Origin of the sequence: Gallaecimonas mangrovi (assembly GCF_003367375.1) — a bacterium.
Taxonomy (GTDB): domain Bacteria; phylum Pseudomonadota; class Gammaproteobacteria; order Enterobacterales; family Gallaecimonadaceae; genus Gallaecimonas; species Gallaecimonas mangrovi.
Map to the genome: position 1 here is coordinate 669341 of NZ_CP031416.1, position 18066 is coordinate 687406.

An 18066-nucleotide genomic window follows, 5' to 3' on the forward strand; every position below is an offset into this window, starting at 1 on the left:
CACGCTTTTTCGTCAGTAGGGTTATCTCGTGAAGTTCATCATCAAGCTCCATTCGGAAATCACCATCAAGAGCAAGTCGGTCAGGCTGCGTTTTATCAAGCTGTTAGAGTCTAACTTGCGGGTAGCGGTACGCCGGGTGGCCGAAGAAGCCAAGGTCGATCGCTTCTGGGACAAACTTGAAGTGCGGGTACCTGACGAGGCGGATAAAGCCAAAGTTATTGAAAAAATTTGCTCGACCCCCGGGGTGTCTCACGCCTTGGAAGTCTCCGAATTTACCTTTGAAAACCTCCACGACATTTACCTGGTAGCCCAGCAAAACTGGGGCCATACCTTGGCCGGTAAAAGCTTTTGCGTGCGGGTTAAACGCAGCGGCAAGCACGAATTTACCTCTATCGAGGTAGAACGTTATGTAGGCGGCGGCCTTAATCAAAATAACGCCACCGGCGGCGTGCGCCTGAAAAACCCGGATGTCACCTTACAGATTGAGATTGAGGCACAAAAGCTTTACCTCATCACCCAGCGCCATCAAGGCTTGGGTGGCTTTCCCATTAAAACCCAAGAAGACTTGCTGAGCCTTATTTCCGGCGGCTTTGACTCCGGGGTGGCCAGCTATCAGGCCATTCGCCGTGGTTCTCGCACCCATTACTGCTTCTTTAATTTGGGCGGAAATGCCCACGAAATTGGCACCAAACAAATGGCGTATCACCTGTGGGACCGTTTTGGTGCCTCGCACCGGGTGAAATTTATTACCGTGCCTTTTGAAGCGGTGGTTGGGGAAATTCTCGAAAAAATTGAAGACGGCCTGATGGGCGTGGTGCTCAAACGCATGATGATGCGTGCCGCCACCAAAGTGGCTGAGCGTATGGGAATTCAAGCCCTTGTTACCGGTGAAGCGGTCGGCCAGGTTTCCAGCCAAACCCTGACCAACCTCACCGTCATTGAGCGCAGCGTTGATATGCTGATTTTGCGGCCACTGATCTTTACCGACAAACAAGAGATTGTTGATACTGCCCGGGCTATTGGTACTTTTGAGATTGCCGAAACCATGCCGGAATTTTGCGGTGTTATTTCCAAAAGCCCCAACGTAAAAGCCGATATTAAAAAGGTTGAAGCCACCGAAGCCGGCTTTGATTTTGCGGTGCTGGACAGCGCTTTGGAAAATGCCCAGGTGACCGATATTCGTGATATTGCCAGCCAGGCCAGTGAGCAGGTTACCGAAATAGAGGCTTTTGCTGAGGTGCCGGATAACGGCGTTATTCTGGATATTCGCGCCCCGGAAGAGGAAGAAAACGCTCCCTTGGATGTGGCTGGCGTAGAGGTAAAAGCGGTGCCTTTTTATAAACTGGCAACGCAATTTGGGGATTTACCCAAAGAGCAGCTCTATTACCTTTACTGCGCTAAAGGGGTAATGAGTAAGCTCCAAGCCCTGTATTTACAAGAACAAGGCTTTGATAACGTAAGGGTTTATCGCCCGCACTAATAAAAAGTCCGGCATTGCCGGGCTTTTTATTATCTATCTGAGCCTTTAATGTGCTGCCAAAGCGCTTGGTGGCTTGGTACTGCTAAGCCAAGGGCCGCTGCTTGCTGGCAAAGATAGCCAGTGATGGCATCAATTTCGGTGCGCCGGCCTGCCTTTTTATCTGCCAGCATCGACGAGGTATTGGGCGCTGTGGCCTCAGCCACCGCCAAAATGGCCGTGGTGAGCTGCTCTACATTCATGGCCAGCCCTTGCGCAGCCAACACCGGCTGCATTTCGCTGACTAGCCTAGCTATTTCTTGCTGGTAGTGGCTTGCCAGTAACGCGCCATTGTTGACGTTATCACGCGCTGTTAGCGGGTTAATCACGGCATTAATCGCCAGTTTTCGCCACAGTGGCAGCAAGACATTGTCAAAGAATAAGGCCGGCGGCAGCGCCAAGTTCAGTACTTGGTGCACGCGCCCCAGTTGCGCTTTACCGCCCTTGTAGTGTCCATACCAACATTGGCCACGGCCAGTCATGGCAACAACATTCCCATCGCGTTTAGCGCCATAAGTGGTTGTGCCAAGATAAAGCGGATTAGCAAACTGCTGGGCTAATTGCTCATGGCTACCCAAGCCATTACTGAGCAGTACCAATGGCAGCGAAGGCGAGGGTGCAAGCGCCCGGACGGCATCTAACACCTGATAGCTTTTGGTGCAGATAAGCCAGATATCAGCGTCAGTGCTATTGGTTAGCGGCTCGCGGCCCTTAATGCAGACTTCCTGATCGGCGGCTTGCAAGCGCTTGGCAATAAGCTGGCCGATGGCGCCGCCACCAATAATGCCTACTTTGCCCATCGTTTCGCAGCGAAAATCAGCGTATAGGCGATAGCCATGCCAACCAGGTCGGCACACCAGTCAAAGATGTTGGCGTCACGGTAGGGAATATACCACTGCACTAATTCAATCAGGCCGCCATAGGCAGCAAGGCCTAACCATTGCTGCCAGTAACTGCGGCGCCAGGCACCAAAGCTCAGCAGGCTTAATACAAAAAAGGTGGTGGCGTGTACGGTTTTGTCACCACCTGGCTGCGGATAACTGCCTTTGGTGATGGCAAAAAGGGCCGTGGTAACAACCGCCAGTGCCAGCAGTAGTTGATAGGTTCGGGGTGAGAGCAGCACAGCCTGCATCCGTTCTCCGTTGAATATGTTCGGGCAATTTTAAACTAGTGGCTAAGTCCTTGCGCCAGGGTGAACAAACTGTTGCTTAATTCGCTTTATCTGCCCAAGGCGCGACCTTGGGCAGCATTAACATGCCGGGAATCGCGATAGCGGCGCAGAACAAAAAGAAATGCAGCCAACCCATATATTCCACCATATAGCCGGTGCCAGCATTGGCGATCACTCGCGGCACCGCGGTAAGGGCGGTCAGCAGCGCCAGCTGTGTTGCCAGGTAGTTACGGCTGGCACTGCGGGCAATAAAAGCGGTAAGGGCGGCGGCGCCCAAGCCCACTCCCAGGTATTCAGTGCCAACCACGGCTGCCAGCCACCATAAGTTGCGCTGCTCCGGTGCCAAATAAGACAGCAGCGCGTAGCCCAAAATACTGAGCCACTGCACTACACCAAACACCCACAGCGACCGGTTGATACCAATTTTAACCATGGCCAAGCCGCCAATAATGCCACCGATAATGCTGGGCCAGAGCGCGGCATTTTTAGCAACCAGCCCGATGTCGGAAAGGCTATAGCCCATGTCCATATAAAAAGGGGTTTGCAGTGCAGTTGCCATGTTGTCGCCAAGCTTGTAGAGCACCATAAACAGCAAAATGGCGATGGCGCTTTTAAAGTCGCTGCGCTGGAAGAACTCTTTAAAGGGTTCAATGACGGCTTGTTCCAAGGTACTAGGGGTGCGTTCATGCTCTGGCTCGTCGGCAATGGCGGTAAGCAGCAGGCCGACACCCATAAAAGCGGCGGTGATCACAAAAACCGTTGACCAAGGAAAGTGGTCGGCAAGGATCAGTGACAGCGAGCCAGGCACCAGGCCTGCCAAACGATAAGCGTTAACATGAATGGCATTACCGAGGCCCAATTCGTTGTCGGCCAGTATTTCCCGGCGAAAAGCGTCAATAACGATGTCTTGCGAAGCAGAGAATATGGCCACCAATACAGCGGCGATGACCACCAATTCCATGTTGTTAGCCGACGATAACAACGCAAAGGATGCCAGGGTTAGCAGTAAGCCCAGCTGGGTTACTAACAACCAACCGCGGCGAAGGCCAAGCAGCGGCAGGTTAAGCCTGTCCATCAGTGGCGACCAGATAAATTTCCAGGTGTAGGGGAATTGCACCAAGGACAATAAACCGATGGTGCCTAAATCAATGTGCTGACTTTTCAGCCAGCCCGGGACCAGTTGAAACAAAAAATACAGTGGCAGGCCAGATGAAAAACCGGTTAATACACAGAGCATCATGCGACGGCTGAAAACCAGTCGCCACCAGGAGATGTCGGTCAAGAGGTGTCCTTGGGCAGTTAATACTGTGGCCTGCAAAGCAAACCACAGTTGTAGAGCGAGGTAAACCTAAAGCGGCGCTGCCAACGGCGGTGTTGTCAGGTTCTCGGGTAGGCGTTGGCCGGGGTGGCGCAGGTAGTCAATTCGGGTTTCCAGCTGCGTTCGCAGTACTCGATGGCCACGCAGTTCGTAAGGCTTGTGGCTGTGCATCATGCCCAACAGATCCCAAAACACCAACTCTTGGCCGCTAGGTACTTGGGTTTTAGGTTTGCCGGAATTTACCCAGCTTTCTAAAACCTGCCAGATACCGCGATCGAGTTCTTCTGCCGTCACTTTATAGCCAAGTAAGTCATCGGCAAGGGTGAGCAATTGCGGTACGTTTTTACTCAAAAAGCGTTTCACTTTGGGGGAGTCTCGCTTATGAATCTAATACCAGTGTTGTATTGTAGTATCACAAATTCTACTTGTTGTAGAAAACCTCAAGTAATTGTGAACTTGGCTTAAATATTTCTCATTTCTCATTTCTGTTTGATGAGTGTGGCCTTTTCAAGAATAACCGGCGCTGTGGGTACGTCTTGGTCACCGACATTACTGTCATATTGCGTGGGGACTTTTTCAATTTTTTCCAACACCGACATGCCGCTCATTATGTCGCCAAATACAGTGTAGCCCCAGTGCCGAGTGCTGGGGTTTAAGCCATCATTATTTCCCATATTGAAGAAAAATTGGCTAGTCGCAGAGTGCGGGTCATCTTCTCGGGCCATGGCGATACTGCCTAAGGTATTTTTAAGGCCATTACCGGATTCGTTAAATATCGGCTTGCGGGTTTTCACCGGTGCGCCTTTAAGGGTAAAGCCGCCGCCTTGCACGACAAAGCCTTTGATAACACGGTGAAAAATAGTGTTGTTGTAGGTGCCATCAACCACATAACGCAGAAAGTTATTCACCGTGATAGGCGCCTTGGTTCTGTCCAGCTCAACAACAAAAGTGCCGTAGTTGGTTTCCATTTTGACTCGGGGAAAGAGGTTGTCGGGTTGTAGGTCAGCGGTTTTTACAGCCGCTGCGTGGGCGGTAAAGGCGCACAGGAACAGGCAGGCCGCGATCAGCTTTTTCATAGCGTGGTCTCTTAAAAAAGGGATCAGGTTAACGGGGTCTTTTTAAAAAGCCAATGCTTGGCTGCCAGTAACGGCGCTATGGCCGAGGGCTGCCAGTAAGCCCAAAGCAGTTGCCATTGAAATTGGCGGCGTAGCAGCGACCAGTACGATACCGAGTGCTGCGCCGGTGGATAGCTGTTGCTGGCCTCATTAAGACCAGGCAGTGACCATTGATAAAGGTCAATGCCGATGCTGGCGGCCTTGTGTTGCCAATGCCAGCGCCAAAGTTGCTGCAAAAATGCGGTTTTATCGAGGTGTTCTTGTCTTACCAGCCGTTGCTGCTGGCGGCGCTGGGCAAGCTCTGCATCACCAAGTAGCCAGTTCCCTAAATAACTAGCAGCCGTGGCCGGTGCGCGTCGGCCTTGCATGCGCCAAGGTAGGCTGGGGCGATTGTCGGCCCAGCGCGGTTGTGTGAGGCTTTGTTTGGCAAATTTATAACTGCGCCCATCCAGCCAGTAATGCTGGCAAGCCAGTACTTTGATATCGGCAAAGAACAGGGTGTCGCCAAGGGGGGCGCCCAGTGTCAGGCAGTCGTACAAAATGTCGTTATCCAGGGTCATTGGCCCCAGTTGCGTTAATAAGGCCGGATCGGTACTGACTGCCCAGCTTGCGCCTAGCTGTCTTTTAAAAAGGGGAATGAAACCGTAGTTGTCACTACTGGCAAGATAGCAACTGCCCAGGGGCGCAAATAACACAAAGGGGCCAGGACAAGCGGCAAGGTTTAAAAGCGGTTTGCTAAGCAGGCTTTGCTGGTGTTGAGCGGTAAGCGTCGGCCCTAAAAACAGCGCCGGGCCTGAGGGCGTGTCGATAAAGGCTTGCGGCCTATCAGTGGCCAGAATGAAGTGGCCATGGCGTTTAAGCTCAAAGGATGGCCCCAAGTTTAAGCCAAAGGCTTCACCAAGCTGAAAACGGTTTGCGGGATCGAAGAAGAGGGCGACAGATGCCATCGCTGTCCTGTTGGCAGGGGCTCTGTCGCCAGTGTAGTTCAGTTACTCAATAGCTGCGTTATCTGCGGATCGCTTAACAAGGAGGTCATGGTTTGGGTAGTGAGATTATTGAGTTCTTCCTCTAAGCGGCCAATGTCTGGGCCAAAGGGGGCTTCAAAACTACCATTGCTGGTAAAGCGTTTGGTCATGGTGTGATTGCCTTTTTCGACTTTGGCTATCATCACCACCTGTTGTTCGCTTTTATAGCTGGCAAAGCCCTTATTCACTACCGAGCTTAATTTAACCAAGCTGACGATCAGTTTGGCATCGGCATCAGGCGCCAACGTAAACCCCTTGGCTTTTAATCCTTCGCGCAAACGGCTGGCAATGCGCTGGTCGAGGCCTGAATCGTTACTGAGCACGTTTTTCGGCATGTGAATTACGCTTTGGTCGGCACGGCTATCTTGAAACTCAAACTGGATTGGAAGCAAGTTGGCGGCTTTGGTCACGTTAGCCGCTTGCGGATCAAGCAAGGCGTATTGAGGGGTACTGGCGCAGCCGGCAAGCAGTAAGGCGGCCAAAAGCAGATATCTCATGGGGCGGTCCTTTTGAACAAAATAAAGGTGAATGCGGGTTAAGCCTGATACCGGCTTTTTTGATAACGACCATCTGGCAAATAGAGGGCCAAGGGCTTTGGTCACCTACTACCAATGGCAACAATGCGTTAGGTAGGGAGTTTATCTAGGCCTATTCAGGCAAACAAGGCTGGCCGTTAAAGCCGCAGGTGGTGCTGTGAAGGGGGATTGCCCTTCGCTTTTTTGTGAGCAATGTCATTGGCAAGCTGTGCCTTGACGGCACTTTGTGGGACTATGCCCACCACGAAATGCCTGACTGCAAATGAGTTTTACAATGGAAGATATCTTTATTCGTTACCTACATTTTCTCGGCATTATGGTGATCATGGCGACACTGGTTACCGAGCATTTGTTGCTGGGGAAAACGGTTGACCAAGCGCAATTAAAAACGCTGGCGCGTGTTCACCTTGTTTATTGGCTAGGTGTTTTAGTGGTCCTGGTTGCCGGTTTATTACTGTGGCTGGTGGTGGGTAAGCCTGCAACCTTTTACACCACCAATGGTTTTTTTCACGCCAAACTGACCTTGTTTGTGCTGATGGCCATTATGGGTATGGCGCCAGGTGGTTTTTACGCCAAAGCCAAGAAGAGCCAAGACAGCAGTGTTGTTGTGAGTAAAGGCGTGATGATGGTGCTGCGCACGCAGTTGCTGCTGATGCTGATATTGCCGTTATTAGGCTGCTTGATTGCCCGCGGTGTGGGTTTAGGCAATTAAATCTGCTTGCTAAGTAAAAAGTCCGGCTAGCCGGGCTTTTTACTTTTTAATCGCTTTAAGCACCACAAATTTACGGTCAGAGGCCACCAACTGGCAGCCACCAAAAAGACGCTTGAGCTTAAGGTGGTAGTTAAGGTGGCGGTTGCCCACTATCCACAACTGGCCACCTTTTCTCAGTACCTTGCGCGCGTCTTTAAACATCTGCCAGGCAATATGGTCGGTCACTAGCTGTTGTTGGTGAAAAGGCGGGTTGCAGAGCACCAAGTCGGTGCTGTTAGCGGCAAAGCCGTTGAGGCAATCATTGGCAATGCATTCGACTTTTACCGCCGGTAAATTTTGCTGCAAGTTCTGCTCGGCAGAAGCCACGGCTAAATAGGACTCGTCTACCAGTGTGTATTGGGCGTCGGGGTAGCGGCTGGCCATCATCAACGCCAACACGCCGTTACCGCAGCCCAAATCAATCACGCGGTTAAACTGGCCTTCGGGCATATTGGCGAGCAGCAGCCGCGCACCAATATCCAAGCTTTGGCGTGAAAAGACGTTAGCTTGGTGGCTAAGAGTAAATTCAGTATTCTCCAATGCCCAGCTGACTGGCGCTGGCAAAGGTAGCGCCGTTTTATCATCACTTTTACAGGTGAAAGCGCGGGCTTTCTTCCAACCTAACAGGCGTTCGGTTGGGCCTATATAGCGCTGCAATAAGGCTTCAGCGGAGGCAGGAATGTCCCTGTCTTTACCTGCAAACAGCACCAGGCTGTCGGCGCGCAAGAGCGGTTTGAGTTTGGCAAGCCACCATTCCAGCAGTGACAATTGTTTTGGGAGCCGGGCGATAACCAGCTGCGGGGCCTCTGGCCACGGGGCCAGAGGCGAGCAAATGTTGGCAGTAAGGCCCAGTGCGGCGAGGTTCTGGTGAATGGCATTGTGGCTCACAACCGAATCGGTAACGGTGTGCACTGGAAAATGCGCCAAGGCGCAGCTTAGGGCGCCGAAGTTGTCACCCAAAATTAAAATTGGCCGCTGACGGTCGAGGCTTTGGGGCAGTATGCTTTGCAGCAGGTATTCATCAGCACTGTCCCATGCTTGCAAGTCGTCCTTGGGATTACCGGAGAAACGTTCGAGTTTAGTGAAATGATCGCACAAAGAGGACACGGGAAAATTCCGAAACCAATAAAGCTGCATTTTGACACATTGGCGCAGTCTGTTCAGCCTTCTATCCCACCGGACATGCTGGGTTTATGGCCGTCACTGCTGTCTACTGCTGATGCCACTCTTTGCTTTGACAGGCTACTGAGCGAGCTTGATTGGGCACAACCTGAACTCACGGTGTTCGGAAAAAATCATCCAATACCCCGCATGCAATCCTGGCTGGGCGATCCTGCTGCGCACTATACTTATTCCTCTCGTGCTTTTGCGCCACACCCCTGGCATCCGCTGCTCAAGGAATGGGCTTTAGCCCTATCGGCTTTTTTAAATCAGCCATTCAATTCGGTGCTGGCTAACTATTATCGTGACGGTAACGACAAAATGGGTTGGCACAGTGACGATGAAGCCGAGTTGGGGCCTGCACCCGTTATCGCAATGGTGAGTTTAGGGGCAGAGCGGGAGTTGGCTTTTAGAACAAGAACCAACAGCCAATCTTTCAAGGTAAGCTTGCCAAGTGGCAGCCTACTGGTCATGGGGGCCGGATTGCAGCAAAGGTGGCAGCATGGACTGCCGAGCAGGGCGCGAGTGTCGACGGGCCGGATAAGCCTGACCTTTCGTCAGATCTTTCCCTTGAGTCAGGGAAAGTGAAGGCGTCAATGCCTTCTTAAATAGGAGTACACCCATGTCAGTTCAGCGTCACATTGAGGACAAACTACACTTGGCCTTTAAGCCTGAACACCTAAGCGTGGTCAATGAATCCTTCATGCACGCGGTTCCGAAGGATGCGGAAACCCACTTTAAAGTAGTTATTGTCAGCTCTGAGTTTGAAGGGCAGCGACTGGTTAGCCGGCATCGGGCAGTAAACCAAATTCTGGTTGATGAATTGGCTGGGCCTGTTCATGCGCTGGCGCTGCATACTTATACACCAGATGAGTGGCTACAATATTATGGCAAGGTACCGGCTTCTCCGGCCTGCTTAGGCGGCTCGAAAGTTGAATAACTTGTTGTAACAGTGTTTTACGATGGTTGTTAAAGGGGCGTCCGCCCCTTTTTAGTTAACTTGTCGCAATTGATTTTAGCCTGATTAACATCAATAAAAGTTCCCAACAGAGGCTGAATAGCCATGGTAACTGCCGTGCAAGCGGTGCTAAAATATGCCGCTTGTAATAAGAGCGAAGTTTAACTTCAGCCACAAACGCTTTTTCGCCGCCTTGATTGCTGGCCTTTCGGGGTGGCGTTCAGCCTACAGAATTCCCTTAACTGTTGTGCAAAGTGCGTATGATAACCATCAAGAAAGGACTGGACGTTCCCATTAGTGGAGCGCCTGAGCAAGTGATCCACGATGGTCCCGCCATCAAGACAGTTGCCGTCCTGGGCGAAGAGTACATCGGCATGCGGCCGACCATGCACGTCCGGGAAGGTGATCTTGTCAAGAAAGGGCAGATCATTTTCGACGATAAGAAAAACCCAGGTGTCAAATTTGCCGCCCCCGCTGCCGGAAAGGTAGCTGCTATTAATCGGGGCGAGAAGCGGGTACTTCAATCCGTTGTCATCGAAATCGATGGCGACGATGAAGTCAGCTTCACAGCATATGACGCCTCCCAACTGGCGACATTGGAACGCCAGACGGTGGTAGACCAGCTGGTTGATTCCGGCGCTTGGACTGCCCTTCGAACCCGTCCCTATTCCAAAATTCCTGCGATAGACACCGCCCCCGGTGCCATTTTCATCTCCGCTCTCGATACCAACCCGCTGGCGGCTGACCCTGCCATCATCATCAAAGAACAGCTCGACGCCTTTAAAAACGGTTTGAACGTGCTGTCTCGTTTGACTGAAGGCAAGGTGTTTGTCAGTAAAGCGGCGGGTAGCGACCTCACCGTTGCTGGCCCACAGGTGGAAGTGCACGATGTGACCGGCCCTCATCCGGCAGGCCTGGTTGGCACGCAGATCCACAACCTTTACGGTGCTTCGTTAAGTAAAGTGGCCTGGCACTTGGGTTACCAAGACGTGATTGCCTACGGCAAGCTGTTCACTGAAGGCAAGCTCTACAGCAACCGCGTTGTTGCTTTGGCTGGCCCCAGTGTGCTTAAGCCACGTCTGCTGCGTACCCAACTGGGTGCCAACATCACCGAGCTGACCGCTGGTGAACTGGCTGACGGTGAAAACCGTGTGGTGTCTGGCTCTGTGCTTTCAGGTGCTATTGCTGCTGGCCCTCAGGCCTACCTTGGCCGTTATCACGTGCAAGTGAGCGCCTTGCCTGAAGGTCGTTCCAAAGACTTCTTGGGTTGGATGGCACCTGGCAGTGACAAGTTCTCTGTGACCCGTGCTTATCTTGGCCATTTCGGTAAGAAGCTGTTTGGCATGACTACCACCACCAACGGTTCACCCCGTGCCATGGTGCCAATTGGTAACTATGAGCGAGTGATGCCGCTGGATATTCTGCCGACCATGCTACTGCGTGACATTCTCTCCGGCGATACCGACAGTGCCCAACAATTGGGTGCACTGGAACTGGATGAAGAAGACTTGGCGCTGTGTACCTTTGTTTGTCCAGGTAAATACGACTACGCCGCGGCGTTGCGTTCTTGCCTGACCAAGATCGAGAAGGAAGGTTAATCATGGGCCTGAAAAGCTTCTTGGAGAAGATTGAGCCGCAGTTTGAAAAAGGCGGTAAGTATGAAAAGTGGTATGCGCTTTATGAAGCTGCGGCCACCATTTTCTACACCCCTGGCCAGGTGAACAAAGGCCAAACCCACGTTCGTGACGCCGTTGATTTAAAACGCATCATGATTTTGGTTTGGCTTTGTGCTTTCCCTGCCATGTTCTACGGCATGTATAACATCGGCCATCAGGCTCAGCACGCTTTGGCGTCGGGCTTCAAATTGGCTGATGTTTGGCAGGTTGGTTTGTTCCATCTGCTTGGCGGCACCTTAAGCGCAGATTCTGGCTGGGCCAGCATGATGTGGTACGGCGCCTGCTTCTTTATTCCTGTGTACGCCACTGTCTTTATCGTTGGTGGTTTCTGGGAAGTGCTGTTTGCCTCCATTCGCAAACATGAGATTAACGAAGGTTTCTTCGTCACCTCTATCTTGTTTGCGTTGATTTTGCCGCCGACCATTCCACTTTGGCAGGCTGCGTTGGGCATCACCTTCGGTGTGGTTCTGGCTAAAGAAATCTTTGGCGGTACCGGCCGTAACTTCCTAAACCCTGCATTGGCTGGCCGTGCCTTCCTGTTCTTCGCTTACCCTGGCTACATGTCTGGTGACAGCGTTTGGACCGCCGTTGATGGTTTCTCTGGTGCTACTTACCTGAGTCAAGCCGCCGCCGGCCACCTGAACTACGTGCTGGATGCCCACTGGTGGGATGCCTTCTATGGCAACATTCAAGGCTCTATGGGTGAAACCTCTACCCTGGCTATCTTGATTGGTGGTTTGGCGCTGGTTTTCCTGCGCATTGCCTCTTGGCGTATCGTGCTGGGTACCTTCCTAGGTATGGCCGTTATGGCCACTATCTTTAACGGTATCGGTTCTACTACCAACAACATGTTTGCCATGCCTTGGTACTGGCACTTGGTATTGGGTGGTTTTGCCTTCGGCATGATGTTTATGGCAACCGATCCGGTTTCCGCTTCCTTTACTAACAAAGGTAAGTGGGCGTACGGTGCCCTTATTGGTGTGATGGTGGTGCTTATCCGTGTGGTTAACCCTGCCTTCCCAGAAGGGATGATGCTGGCCATTCTGTTCGCCAACCTCTTCGCCCCATTGTTTGACCACTTTGTGGTTCAGGCCAACATCAAGCGGAGGCTCGCACGCAATGTCTAAGAGCAACGAAAGTACCGGCAAGACTATTGGTGTAGTCCTGGCGGTCAGTCTGGTTTGTTCCGTGGTAGTGTCTGGCGCTGCTGTGGCCCTCAAACCGGTTCAGGAGCAAAACAAGCTGCTGGATAAACAAAGCAACATTCTTGTGGCTGCTGGCCTTTATAAGCCCGGCATGTCTGGCAAGGAAGTGCGCCAAGTTTATGCTCAGCACATCGAAACCAAACTGGTGGATTTGGACACCGGCGACTACGTTGCCCCTGCCAAATTGGGCCTGGATAAAGCAGAAGATTTTAACCAGCGTAAAGCGGCTTCTGATTCCAAGCTCAACTCACCAGTACCTGCTGCTATCGACGTAGCCCAACTAAAACGTCGTTCCAACTATGCGCCGGTTTATCTGGCCAAAGGTGACGACGGTAAGGTTAACAACATTGTGCTGCCTGTTCGTGGTAACGGCTTGTGGTCAATGATGTACGCCTATGTGGCGATAAAACCTGATGGTGACACCATTTCCGGTTTGACCTACTACGAGCAGGGTGAAACTCCCGGACTTGGTGGTGAGGTTGAAAACCCTGTATGGCGTGCTAAGTGGGTTGGCAAGAAAATCTATGACGACAATGGCAAGCCTGCTATTCGTGTCGTTAAAGGTGGTGCCGCTCCTGGTGACGTCCACGGTGTTGACGCCCTGTCCGGCGCGACCCTGACCAGTAACGGTGTTCAACACACCTTTACCTTCTGGATGGGTAAAGACGGCTTTGGCCCTTATCTGGCTAAAGTCCGCAAAGGAGAATTGACCAATGGCTGACAGCAAAGAAATTAAGAAGGTTCTGCTGGGGCCGATCCTCGCTAACAACCCTATTGCGCTGCAGGTGCTAGGTATTTGTTCAGCGTTGGCGGTTACCGGTCGTATGGATAAAGCGTTCGTTATGGGTATCGCCCTGACCTTGGTTACCGGCTTTTCCAACCTGTTCATCTCCTTGATCCGTAACCACATCCCTAACAGTGTGCGGATCATTGTGCAGATGGCGATCATCGCCTCTTTGGTTATCGTGGTTGACCAGGTACTCCGTGCCTATGCCTACGACTTGTCCAAACAGTTGTCGGTGTTCGTTGGTTTGATCATCACCAACTGCATTGTTATGGGCCGTGCTGAAGCCTATGCGATGAAGAGCCCGCCGCTGATGTCCTTCCTGGACGGTATCGGTAACGGTCTTGGCTATTGCGCCATGCTGCTCAGTGTTGGTTTTATCCGCGAATTGCTGGGTTCTGGCACCGTATTTGGCTTTGAAGTACTGCCGCTGATTAAAAACGGTGGCTGGTATCAGCCCAACGGTTTGCTGCTGCTGCCGCCAAGTGCCTTCTTCATCATCGGCTGCCTGATCTGGCTGCTGCGGACCCTGCGTCCTGAGCAAGTAGAGCCTAAGGAGTAATCGCCATGGAACATTACATCAGCCTGTTAGTGCGCTCGATTTTTATCGAGAACATGGCGCTGTCCTTCTTCTTGGGTATGTGTACCTTCCTGGCGGTATCCAAGAAAATTTCTACTGCCATGGGTCTGGGTATTGCCGTTACTGTGGTACTGACCATTTCTGTACCGGTTAACCAGTTGGTTACCCATTACATCCTCGCGCCCGATGCCCTGGTTAAGGGTATGGACCTGAGCTTCCTGAGCTTTATCACCTGGATCGGTGTTATTGCGGCCATCGTGCAAATCTTGGAAATGATCCTCGATAAGTTCTTCCCGGCCCTCTACAACGCGCTGGGTATCTTCCTGCCGCTTATTACCGTTAACTGCGCCATTTTCGGTGCCGTGTCCTTTATGGCACTGCGCGAATACACCTTCGGTGAGTCCGTGGTGTTTGGTTTTGGTTCCGGTGTGGGCTGGATGTTGGCCATCGTATTGCTGGCCGGTATCCGTGAGAAGCTGAAATATTCTGACGTACCCGATGCCCTGCGCGGCCTGGGCAGTGTTTTCATCACTGCTGGCCTGATGGCACTGGGTTTTATGTCTTTCTCAGGGGTTCAGTTGTAAGCGCGGCTTTTGCCGCGCCTAAAACGCAAAGGATAAGTCGATGGAAATCATTCTCGGCGTAGTTATGTTCACCGTGATCATCATGGTCCTGGTAGCCATTATTCTGGCTGCCCGTGCCAAGTTGGTTGCTGAAGGTGACGTAACCATCACCATTAACGACGATCCGGAAAAGGCCATTACTGTGCCTGCCGGTGGTAAGCTGCTGGGCGCTCTGGCCTCTAGCGGTATCTTCGTTTCCTCCGCCTGTGGTGGCGGTGGTTCTTGCGGCCAGTGCCGCGTGACCGTGAAAGAAGGGGGCGGTGATATTCTGCCGACCGAGCTTTCTCATATCTCCAAGCGCGAAGCCAAAGAAGGCTGTCGTTTGTCTTGTCAGGTAGCGGTCAAGCAAGACATGAACATTGAAGTGCCTGAAGAAATTTTTGGTGTTAAACAGTGGGAATGCACTGTTATCTCCAACGACAGCAAGGCGACTTTCATTAAAGAGTTCAAACTGGCTATTCCTGCCGGTGAGTCTGTGCCTTTCCGGGCTGGTGGTTATATTCAAATTGAGGCGCCGCCGCATCACATCAAATACAGCGACTTTGATGTACCGGAAAAATACCGTGGCGACTGGGAACGTTTTGGCTTCTTTAACCTGGAATCTAAGGTTGATGACACCACTATTCGTGCTTACTCCATGGCTAACTATCCGGAAGAAAAAGGCATCATCATGCTGAACGTCCGGATCGCCACGCCGCCGCCGAATAACCTGACTCTGCCCCCAGGTAAGATGTCCTCTTACATCTGGTCTTGTAAGCCAGGCGATAAAGTCACTATTTCTGGTCCTTTCGGTGAGTTCTTCGCCAAAGATACCAATGCGGAAATGGTCTTTATCGGTGGTGGTGCCGGTATGGCACCAATGCGTAGCCATATCTTTGACCAGCTGCGCCGCCTGAAAACCGATCGCAAGATCAGCTTCTGGTACGGTGCCCGTTCACTGCGCGAAATGTTCTATGTGGAAGATTTCGACATGCTGGCCGAAGAGAACGACAACTTCGAATGGCATGTGGCCCTGTCTGACGCGCAGCCGGAAGACAACTGGACCGGTTACACCGGCTTCATCCACAACGTGGTTTATGAGAACTATCTTAAAGACCACCCAGCGCCAGAAGATTGCGAGTTCTACATGTGTGGGCCGCCGATCATGAACGCCTCTGTCATCAAGATGCTTCACGACCTGGGCGTGGAAGATGAAAACATCCTGCTTGACGATTTCGGTGGCTAACCGGGCGTGAAACGGATGAACATCTTAAAATGGCTGGCCTTCGGGCTAGCCTTTTTATTATCTGCCTGTTCGCCGCCACCAAGCCTTGTGAAGCTGGCTGGCACGACCATGGGCACCCAATACCATGTCAGCTATTACCCAGATGCTAATGCGGCATCACCGGCGTCTATTAAAGCCGCCATTGATGCCAAATTAGTGCAGGTTAATAACCAAATGTCGCACTACCAGGCCGACTCTGAACTGTCGCGCTTTAATCAACAAACGGCCACAACCCCTTTTAAGGTGAGCCCGGCAACGGCAAAAGTGGTTAGCGAAGCGCTGCGGATTGGTAAGTTGTCAGGCGGTGCTTACGACATCACCATCGGGCCGGTGGTTAACCTTTGGAGCTTCGGGCCAGAAAAGCGCCCTGAAAAGGTGCCGTCTGAGGCTGAGCTTGCCAAACGTATGGCTGAGGTAGGGCAGAGCAAACTGCAGGTGCGTGGCCAGTATCTGGTCAAAGAGCGCGGCGATATTCAGATTAACTTGTCATCTATCGCCAAAGGCTATGGCGTAGATGTGGTGGCTGAGTACTTGCAAAGCCTGGGTATTAAAAACTTTGTGGTTGAGATTGGTGGTGAGGTCCGCAGCCATGGTCACAAACCCAAGGGCCAGCCGTGGCGCATTGCCATTGAACGGCCAGATGCCTATGGCCAGGCCATCCAAGAAGTTATCACGCCTGCCAACATGGCAGTGGCAACCAGCGGTGACTACCGTAATTACTTCGAGCAAGCCGGTATTCGCTACTCGCACCTCATTGATGCGCGCAGCGGTAGGCCTATTCAAAACCGGTTGGTATCGGTGACGGTTATTGCCCCCCGTTGTATGACAGCTGACGGCTTTTCAACGGCCATTTCGGTGCTAGGACTTGAACAGGGTCTAGCACTGGCGAATAAGGAAAAGCTGGCTGTCTTTTTTATCGTCAAAACTGACAAGGGCTTTGAGGAGCGTTACACTGACACCTTCAAACCCTATCTGGTAAAGAGGCACTAATGATTGTTGTTTATACATTTGGCCTTTTCCTGCTAGTGATCCTTGCCATGGCGGTAGGGTATATCTTCCAGAAGAAGACTATTTCCGGTTCCTGTGGCGGCATAGCTGGCCTTGGTATCAAAAAAGCCTGTGATTGTCCTGACCCTTGTGACAAACGCAAAGCACGTATGGCGAAAGAAGAAGCCAAGCGTAAGGCCAAGGAAGAGGTCTGGAACGAAAATCGTATCCTATAAAAAAAGCCCGCTTACGCGGGCTTTTTTGTGCCATAGCGTCGTTCTAAAAAGAACGACAACACCTGTTCTCTGATACCTAAAACTTCAAATAACCCTAAAGCGTCAATGCTTGGCAAAAGCTCTTTGGTGCTGGCCGTTAATGCTTCTTGGTTAGGCTGTTCTGGGCTTTCGTCTTTCATCCGAAACCTCCATCTGTAGGCAGCCTTACAAGCCCGTAAGCAATGCTCTGACTGCGGGCGAAGACTTCTTTCATTGGCTGCCTTATTACGGTAGCGTATTTTCCTATTAGCCCATTATCGACACTCTGCCAATATATGTTGCAAAAAGGCCAAGTTGACCTCGACACCTCTGTGCGTAATAAAAGGGCCGAACTGGGCCGCGCCTTTGCCATTAATCACGGTAAAAGCAAGCATAGCGGGCAATGGCACAGCCATCCGGAATCGCAGTTGATGTGGATAAGCCAGGGCTGCGTAAGCATCGAAACTGGGCGAGGCCGGTGGTTGGTTCCGGCTGGGCGTATTGGCTGGTTTCCCGGCCATGAAATGCATCGTGCCACCGGGGTTGGGCAGTTCTCGGGGATCACCCTTTTTGTACTTGAAGACTGGCTGGACTACCCAACGGTATTTGAAGGCAGCGAATTAAGTTATGCCTTGTTAAAGGCCTTATTAGAGCCTTTGGATGATGAGGTTCGTTTACGCCGCCTGGCGGTGTTGGCGGATGAAGTGCGCCATGCCAAGCCGTTATCTGTTGGTCTGCCAATGCCTTTTTCTACAAGGCTCAAAGCGCTTTGTGAGCAGCTTGTTCAGGAACAGCGCGTTAGCTTGGGTCTTGAACAGGCCGCTACCCAAGTGGCAATGTCCCGGCGCAGTTTTTCACGGCATTTTAAACAGGAAACTGGGCTTAGTTATGGGCAATGGCTGCAGCTTGCCAAGGTACAAAATAGCCTGGCCATGCTCACCAATGGTCAGCGGGTAGGGGATGTCGCCTTGGCGGTAGGCTACGACACTGTTAGCGCTTTTTGTCAGGTATTTAAAGAAGTCACAGGGCAAAGCCCGGGGCGTTGGCAGTTGTCACAACAAACCTTGAATAACAACAGTTGAGCGAAAGCGACTTGGTTTGTCATCCAGTCTTGTTAAAACAAAGCTTTGGCCAACACAATG

General features: G+C 51.8%; 22 protein-coding genes. 13 read left to right on the forward strand and 9 right to left on the reverse strand.

All coding sequences use genetic code 11. From position 1 onward, the window contains the following. The first annotated feature begins 28 nt into the window (after window positions 1-28). A complete protein-coding gene (thiI, locus tag DW350_RS03190) occupies window positions 29-1480 on the forward strand; it encodes a tRNA uracil 4-sulfurtransferase ThiI (RefSeq protein WP_115717466.1) in 1452 nt (483 codons plus the stop codon). Between the two features lie 29 nt (window positions 1481-1509). Here the strand turns inward: thiI and DW350_RS03195 are convergent, their stop codons facing one another. From DW350_RS03195 to DW350_RS03225, 7 genes are all read right to left on the reverse strand, one after another. After that, entirely contained in the window at window positions 1510-2316 is an 807-nt protein-coding gene (locus DW350_RS03195) for a ketopantoate reductase family protein (protein ID WP_115717468.1), read from the reverse strand. After that, the gene (locus DW350_RS03200; RefSeq protein ID WP_115717470.1) at window positions 2304-2648 is read right to left on the reverse strand and encodes a VanZ family protein; all 345 of its coding nucleotides are present in this window, start codon (window positions 2646-2648) and stop codon (window positions 2304-2306) included. The genes DW350_RS03195 and DW350_RS03200 overlap by 13 nt, the downstream gene beginning before the upstream one ends. A 76-nt stretch (window positions 2649-2724) precedes the next feature. Continuing rightward, on the reverse strand, window positions 2725-3969 hold the full coding sequence (locus tag DW350_RS03205; RefSeq protein ID WP_226911375.1) for an AmpG family muropeptide MFS transporter: 1245 nt from the start codon (window positions 3967-3969) through the stop codon (window positions 2725-2727). A gap of 66 nt (window positions 3970-4035) precedes the next feature. Then, on the reverse strand, window positions 4036-4356 hold the full coding sequence (locus DW350_RS03210) for a hypothetical protein (protein WP_152032930.1): 321 nt from the start codon (window positions 4354-4356) through the stop codon (window positions 4036-4038). Between the two features lie 128 nt (window positions 4357-4484). Next, window positions 4485-5081 carry a peptidylprolyl isomerase gene (locus DW350_RS03215; protein ID WP_115717473.1) on the reverse strand — a complete coding sequence of 199 codons (597 nt, stop codon included), beginning with the start codon at window positions 5079-5081 and terminating at the stop codon, window positions 4485-4487. Between the two features lie 23 nt (window positions 5082-5104). Further along, window positions 5105-6067 (reverse strand): hypothetical protein, encoded by a 963-nt coding sequence (locus DW350_RS03220; protein ID WP_115717475.1) that lies wholly within the window; start codon window positions 6065-6067, stop codon window positions 5105-5107. A gap of 38 nt (window positions 6068-6105) precedes the next feature. Next, a complete protein-coding gene (locus DW350_RS03225; protein ID WP_115717477.1) occupies window positions 6106-6642 on the reverse strand; it encodes a YajG family lipoprotein in 537 nt (178 codons plus the stop codon). A 313-nt stretch (window positions 6643-6955) separates the two neighbouring features. Between DW350_RS03225 and DW350_RS03230 the strand changes: the two genes are divergently transcribed. After that, window positions 6956-7393 carry a DUF2214 family protein gene (locus tag DW350_RS03230; protein ID WP_115717479.1) on the forward strand — a complete coding sequence of 146 codons (438 nt, stop codon included), beginning with the start codon at window positions 6956-6958 and terminating at the stop codon, window positions 7391-7393. Window positions 7394-7432: 39 nt separating this feature from the next. Here DW350_RS03230 and DW350_RS03235 read toward each other — a convergent pair whose 3' ends face one another. Then, window positions 7433-8539 (reverse strand): methyltransferase, encoded by a 1107-nt coding sequence (locus DW350_RS03235; protein ID WP_226911376.1) that lies wholly within the window; start codon window positions 8537-8539, stop codon window positions 7433-7435. On the opposite strand from DW350_RS03235, the gene DW350_RS03240 reads away from it, so the two are divergent. The 10 genes from DW350_RS03240 (at window position 8519) to nqrM (ending at window position 16906) form a co-directional block, all read left to right on the forward strand. Beyond that, the gene (locus tag DW350_RS03240; protein WP_115717483.1) at window positions 8519-9181 is read left to right on the forward strand and encodes an alpha-ketoglutarate-dependent dioxygenase AlkB family protein; all 663 of its coding nucleotides are present in this window, start codon (window positions 8519-8521) and stop codon (window positions 9179-9181) included. The genes DW350_RS03235 and DW350_RS03240 overlap by 21 nt on opposite strands. A 34-nt stretch (window positions 9182-9215) precedes the next feature. Then, window positions 9216-9533: a BolA family protein gene (locus DW350_RS03245; RefSeq protein ID WP_115717485.1), complete on the forward strand. Its 318-nt coding sequence runs from the start codon at window positions 9216-9218 to the stop codon at window positions 9531-9533. Between the two features lie 278 nt (window positions 9534-9811). Then, window positions 9812-11149, forward strand: a complete 1338-nt coding sequence (locus tag DW350_RS03250; RefSeq protein ID WP_115717487.1) for a Na(+)-translocating NADH-quinone reductase subunit A — start codon at window positions 9812-9814, stop codon at window positions 11147-11149. Window positions 11150-11151: 2 nt separating this feature from the next. Continuing rightward, entirely contained in the window at window positions 11152-12354 is a 1203-nt protein-coding gene (locus DW350_RS03255) for an NADH:ubiquinone reductase (Na(+)-transporting) subunit B (protein ID WP_115717488.1), read from the forward strand. Beyond that, the gene (locus DW350_RS03260) at window positions 12347-13153 is read left to right on the forward strand and encodes a Na(+)-translocating NADH-quinone reductase subunit C (RefSeq protein ID WP_115717490.1); all 807 of its coding nucleotides are present in this window, start codon (window positions 12347-12349) and stop codon (window positions 13151-13153) included. The genes DW350_RS03255 and DW350_RS03260 overlap by 8 nt, the downstream gene beginning before the upstream one ends. Continuing rightward, on the forward strand, window positions 13146-13778 hold the full coding sequence (locus tag DW350_RS03265; RefSeq protein WP_115717491.1) for an NADH:ubiquinone reductase (Na(+)-transporting) subunit D: 633 nt from the start codon (window positions 13146-13148) through the stop codon (window positions 13776-13778). The genes DW350_RS03260 and DW350_RS03265 overlap by 8 nt, the downstream gene beginning before the upstream one ends. A gap of 5 nt (window positions 13779-13783) precedes the next feature. After that, window positions 13784-14380: an NADH:ubiquinone reductase (Na(+)-transporting) subunit E gene (gene nqrE / locus DW350_RS03270; RefSeq protein WP_115717492.1), complete on the forward strand. Its 597-nt coding sequence runs from the start codon at window positions 13784-13786 to the stop codon at window positions 14378-14380. Window positions 14381-14420: 40 nt separating this feature from the next. Next, on the forward strand, window positions 14421-15644 hold the full coding sequence (gene nqrF, locus DW350_RS03275; protein ID WP_115717493.1) for an NADH:ubiquinone reductase (Na(+)-transporting) subunit F: 1224 nt from the start codon (window positions 14421-14423) through the stop codon (window positions 15642-15644). 15 nt (window positions 15645-15659) lie between these two features. Next, the gene (locus tag DW350_RS03280) at window positions 15660-16673 is read left to right on the forward strand and encodes an FAD:protein FMN transferase (protein ID WP_115717494.1); all 1014 of its coding nucleotides are present in this window, start codon (window positions 15660-15662) and stop codon (window positions 16671-16673) included. After that, window positions 16673-16906, forward strand: coding sequence for a (Na+)-NQR maturation NqrM (nqrM, locus tag DW350_RS03285; protein WP_115717496.1), 234 nt, complete (start codon window positions 16673-16675; stop codon window positions 16904-16906). Before DW350_RS03280 ends, nqrM begins: the two co-directional genes overlap by 1 nt. An 11-nt stretch (window positions 16907-16917) precedes the next feature. Here the strand turns inward: nqrM and DW350_RS19485 are convergent, their stop codons facing one another. Beyond that, complete coding sequence (locus DW350_RS19485; protein ID WP_192954793.1) at window positions 16918-17085, reverse strand: hypothetical protein; 168 nt, start codon at window positions 17083-17085, stop codon at window positions 16918-16920. 135 nt (window positions 17086-17220) lie between these two features. On the opposite strand from DW350_RS19485, the gene DW350_RS03290 reads away from it, so the two are divergent. Beyond that, window positions 17221-18006, forward strand: a complete 786-nt coding sequence (locus tag DW350_RS03290; protein ID WP_115717498.1) for a helix-turn-helix domain-containing protein — start codon at window positions 17221-17223, stop codon at window positions 18004-18006. Window positions 18007-18066 lie beyond the last annotated feature (60 nt).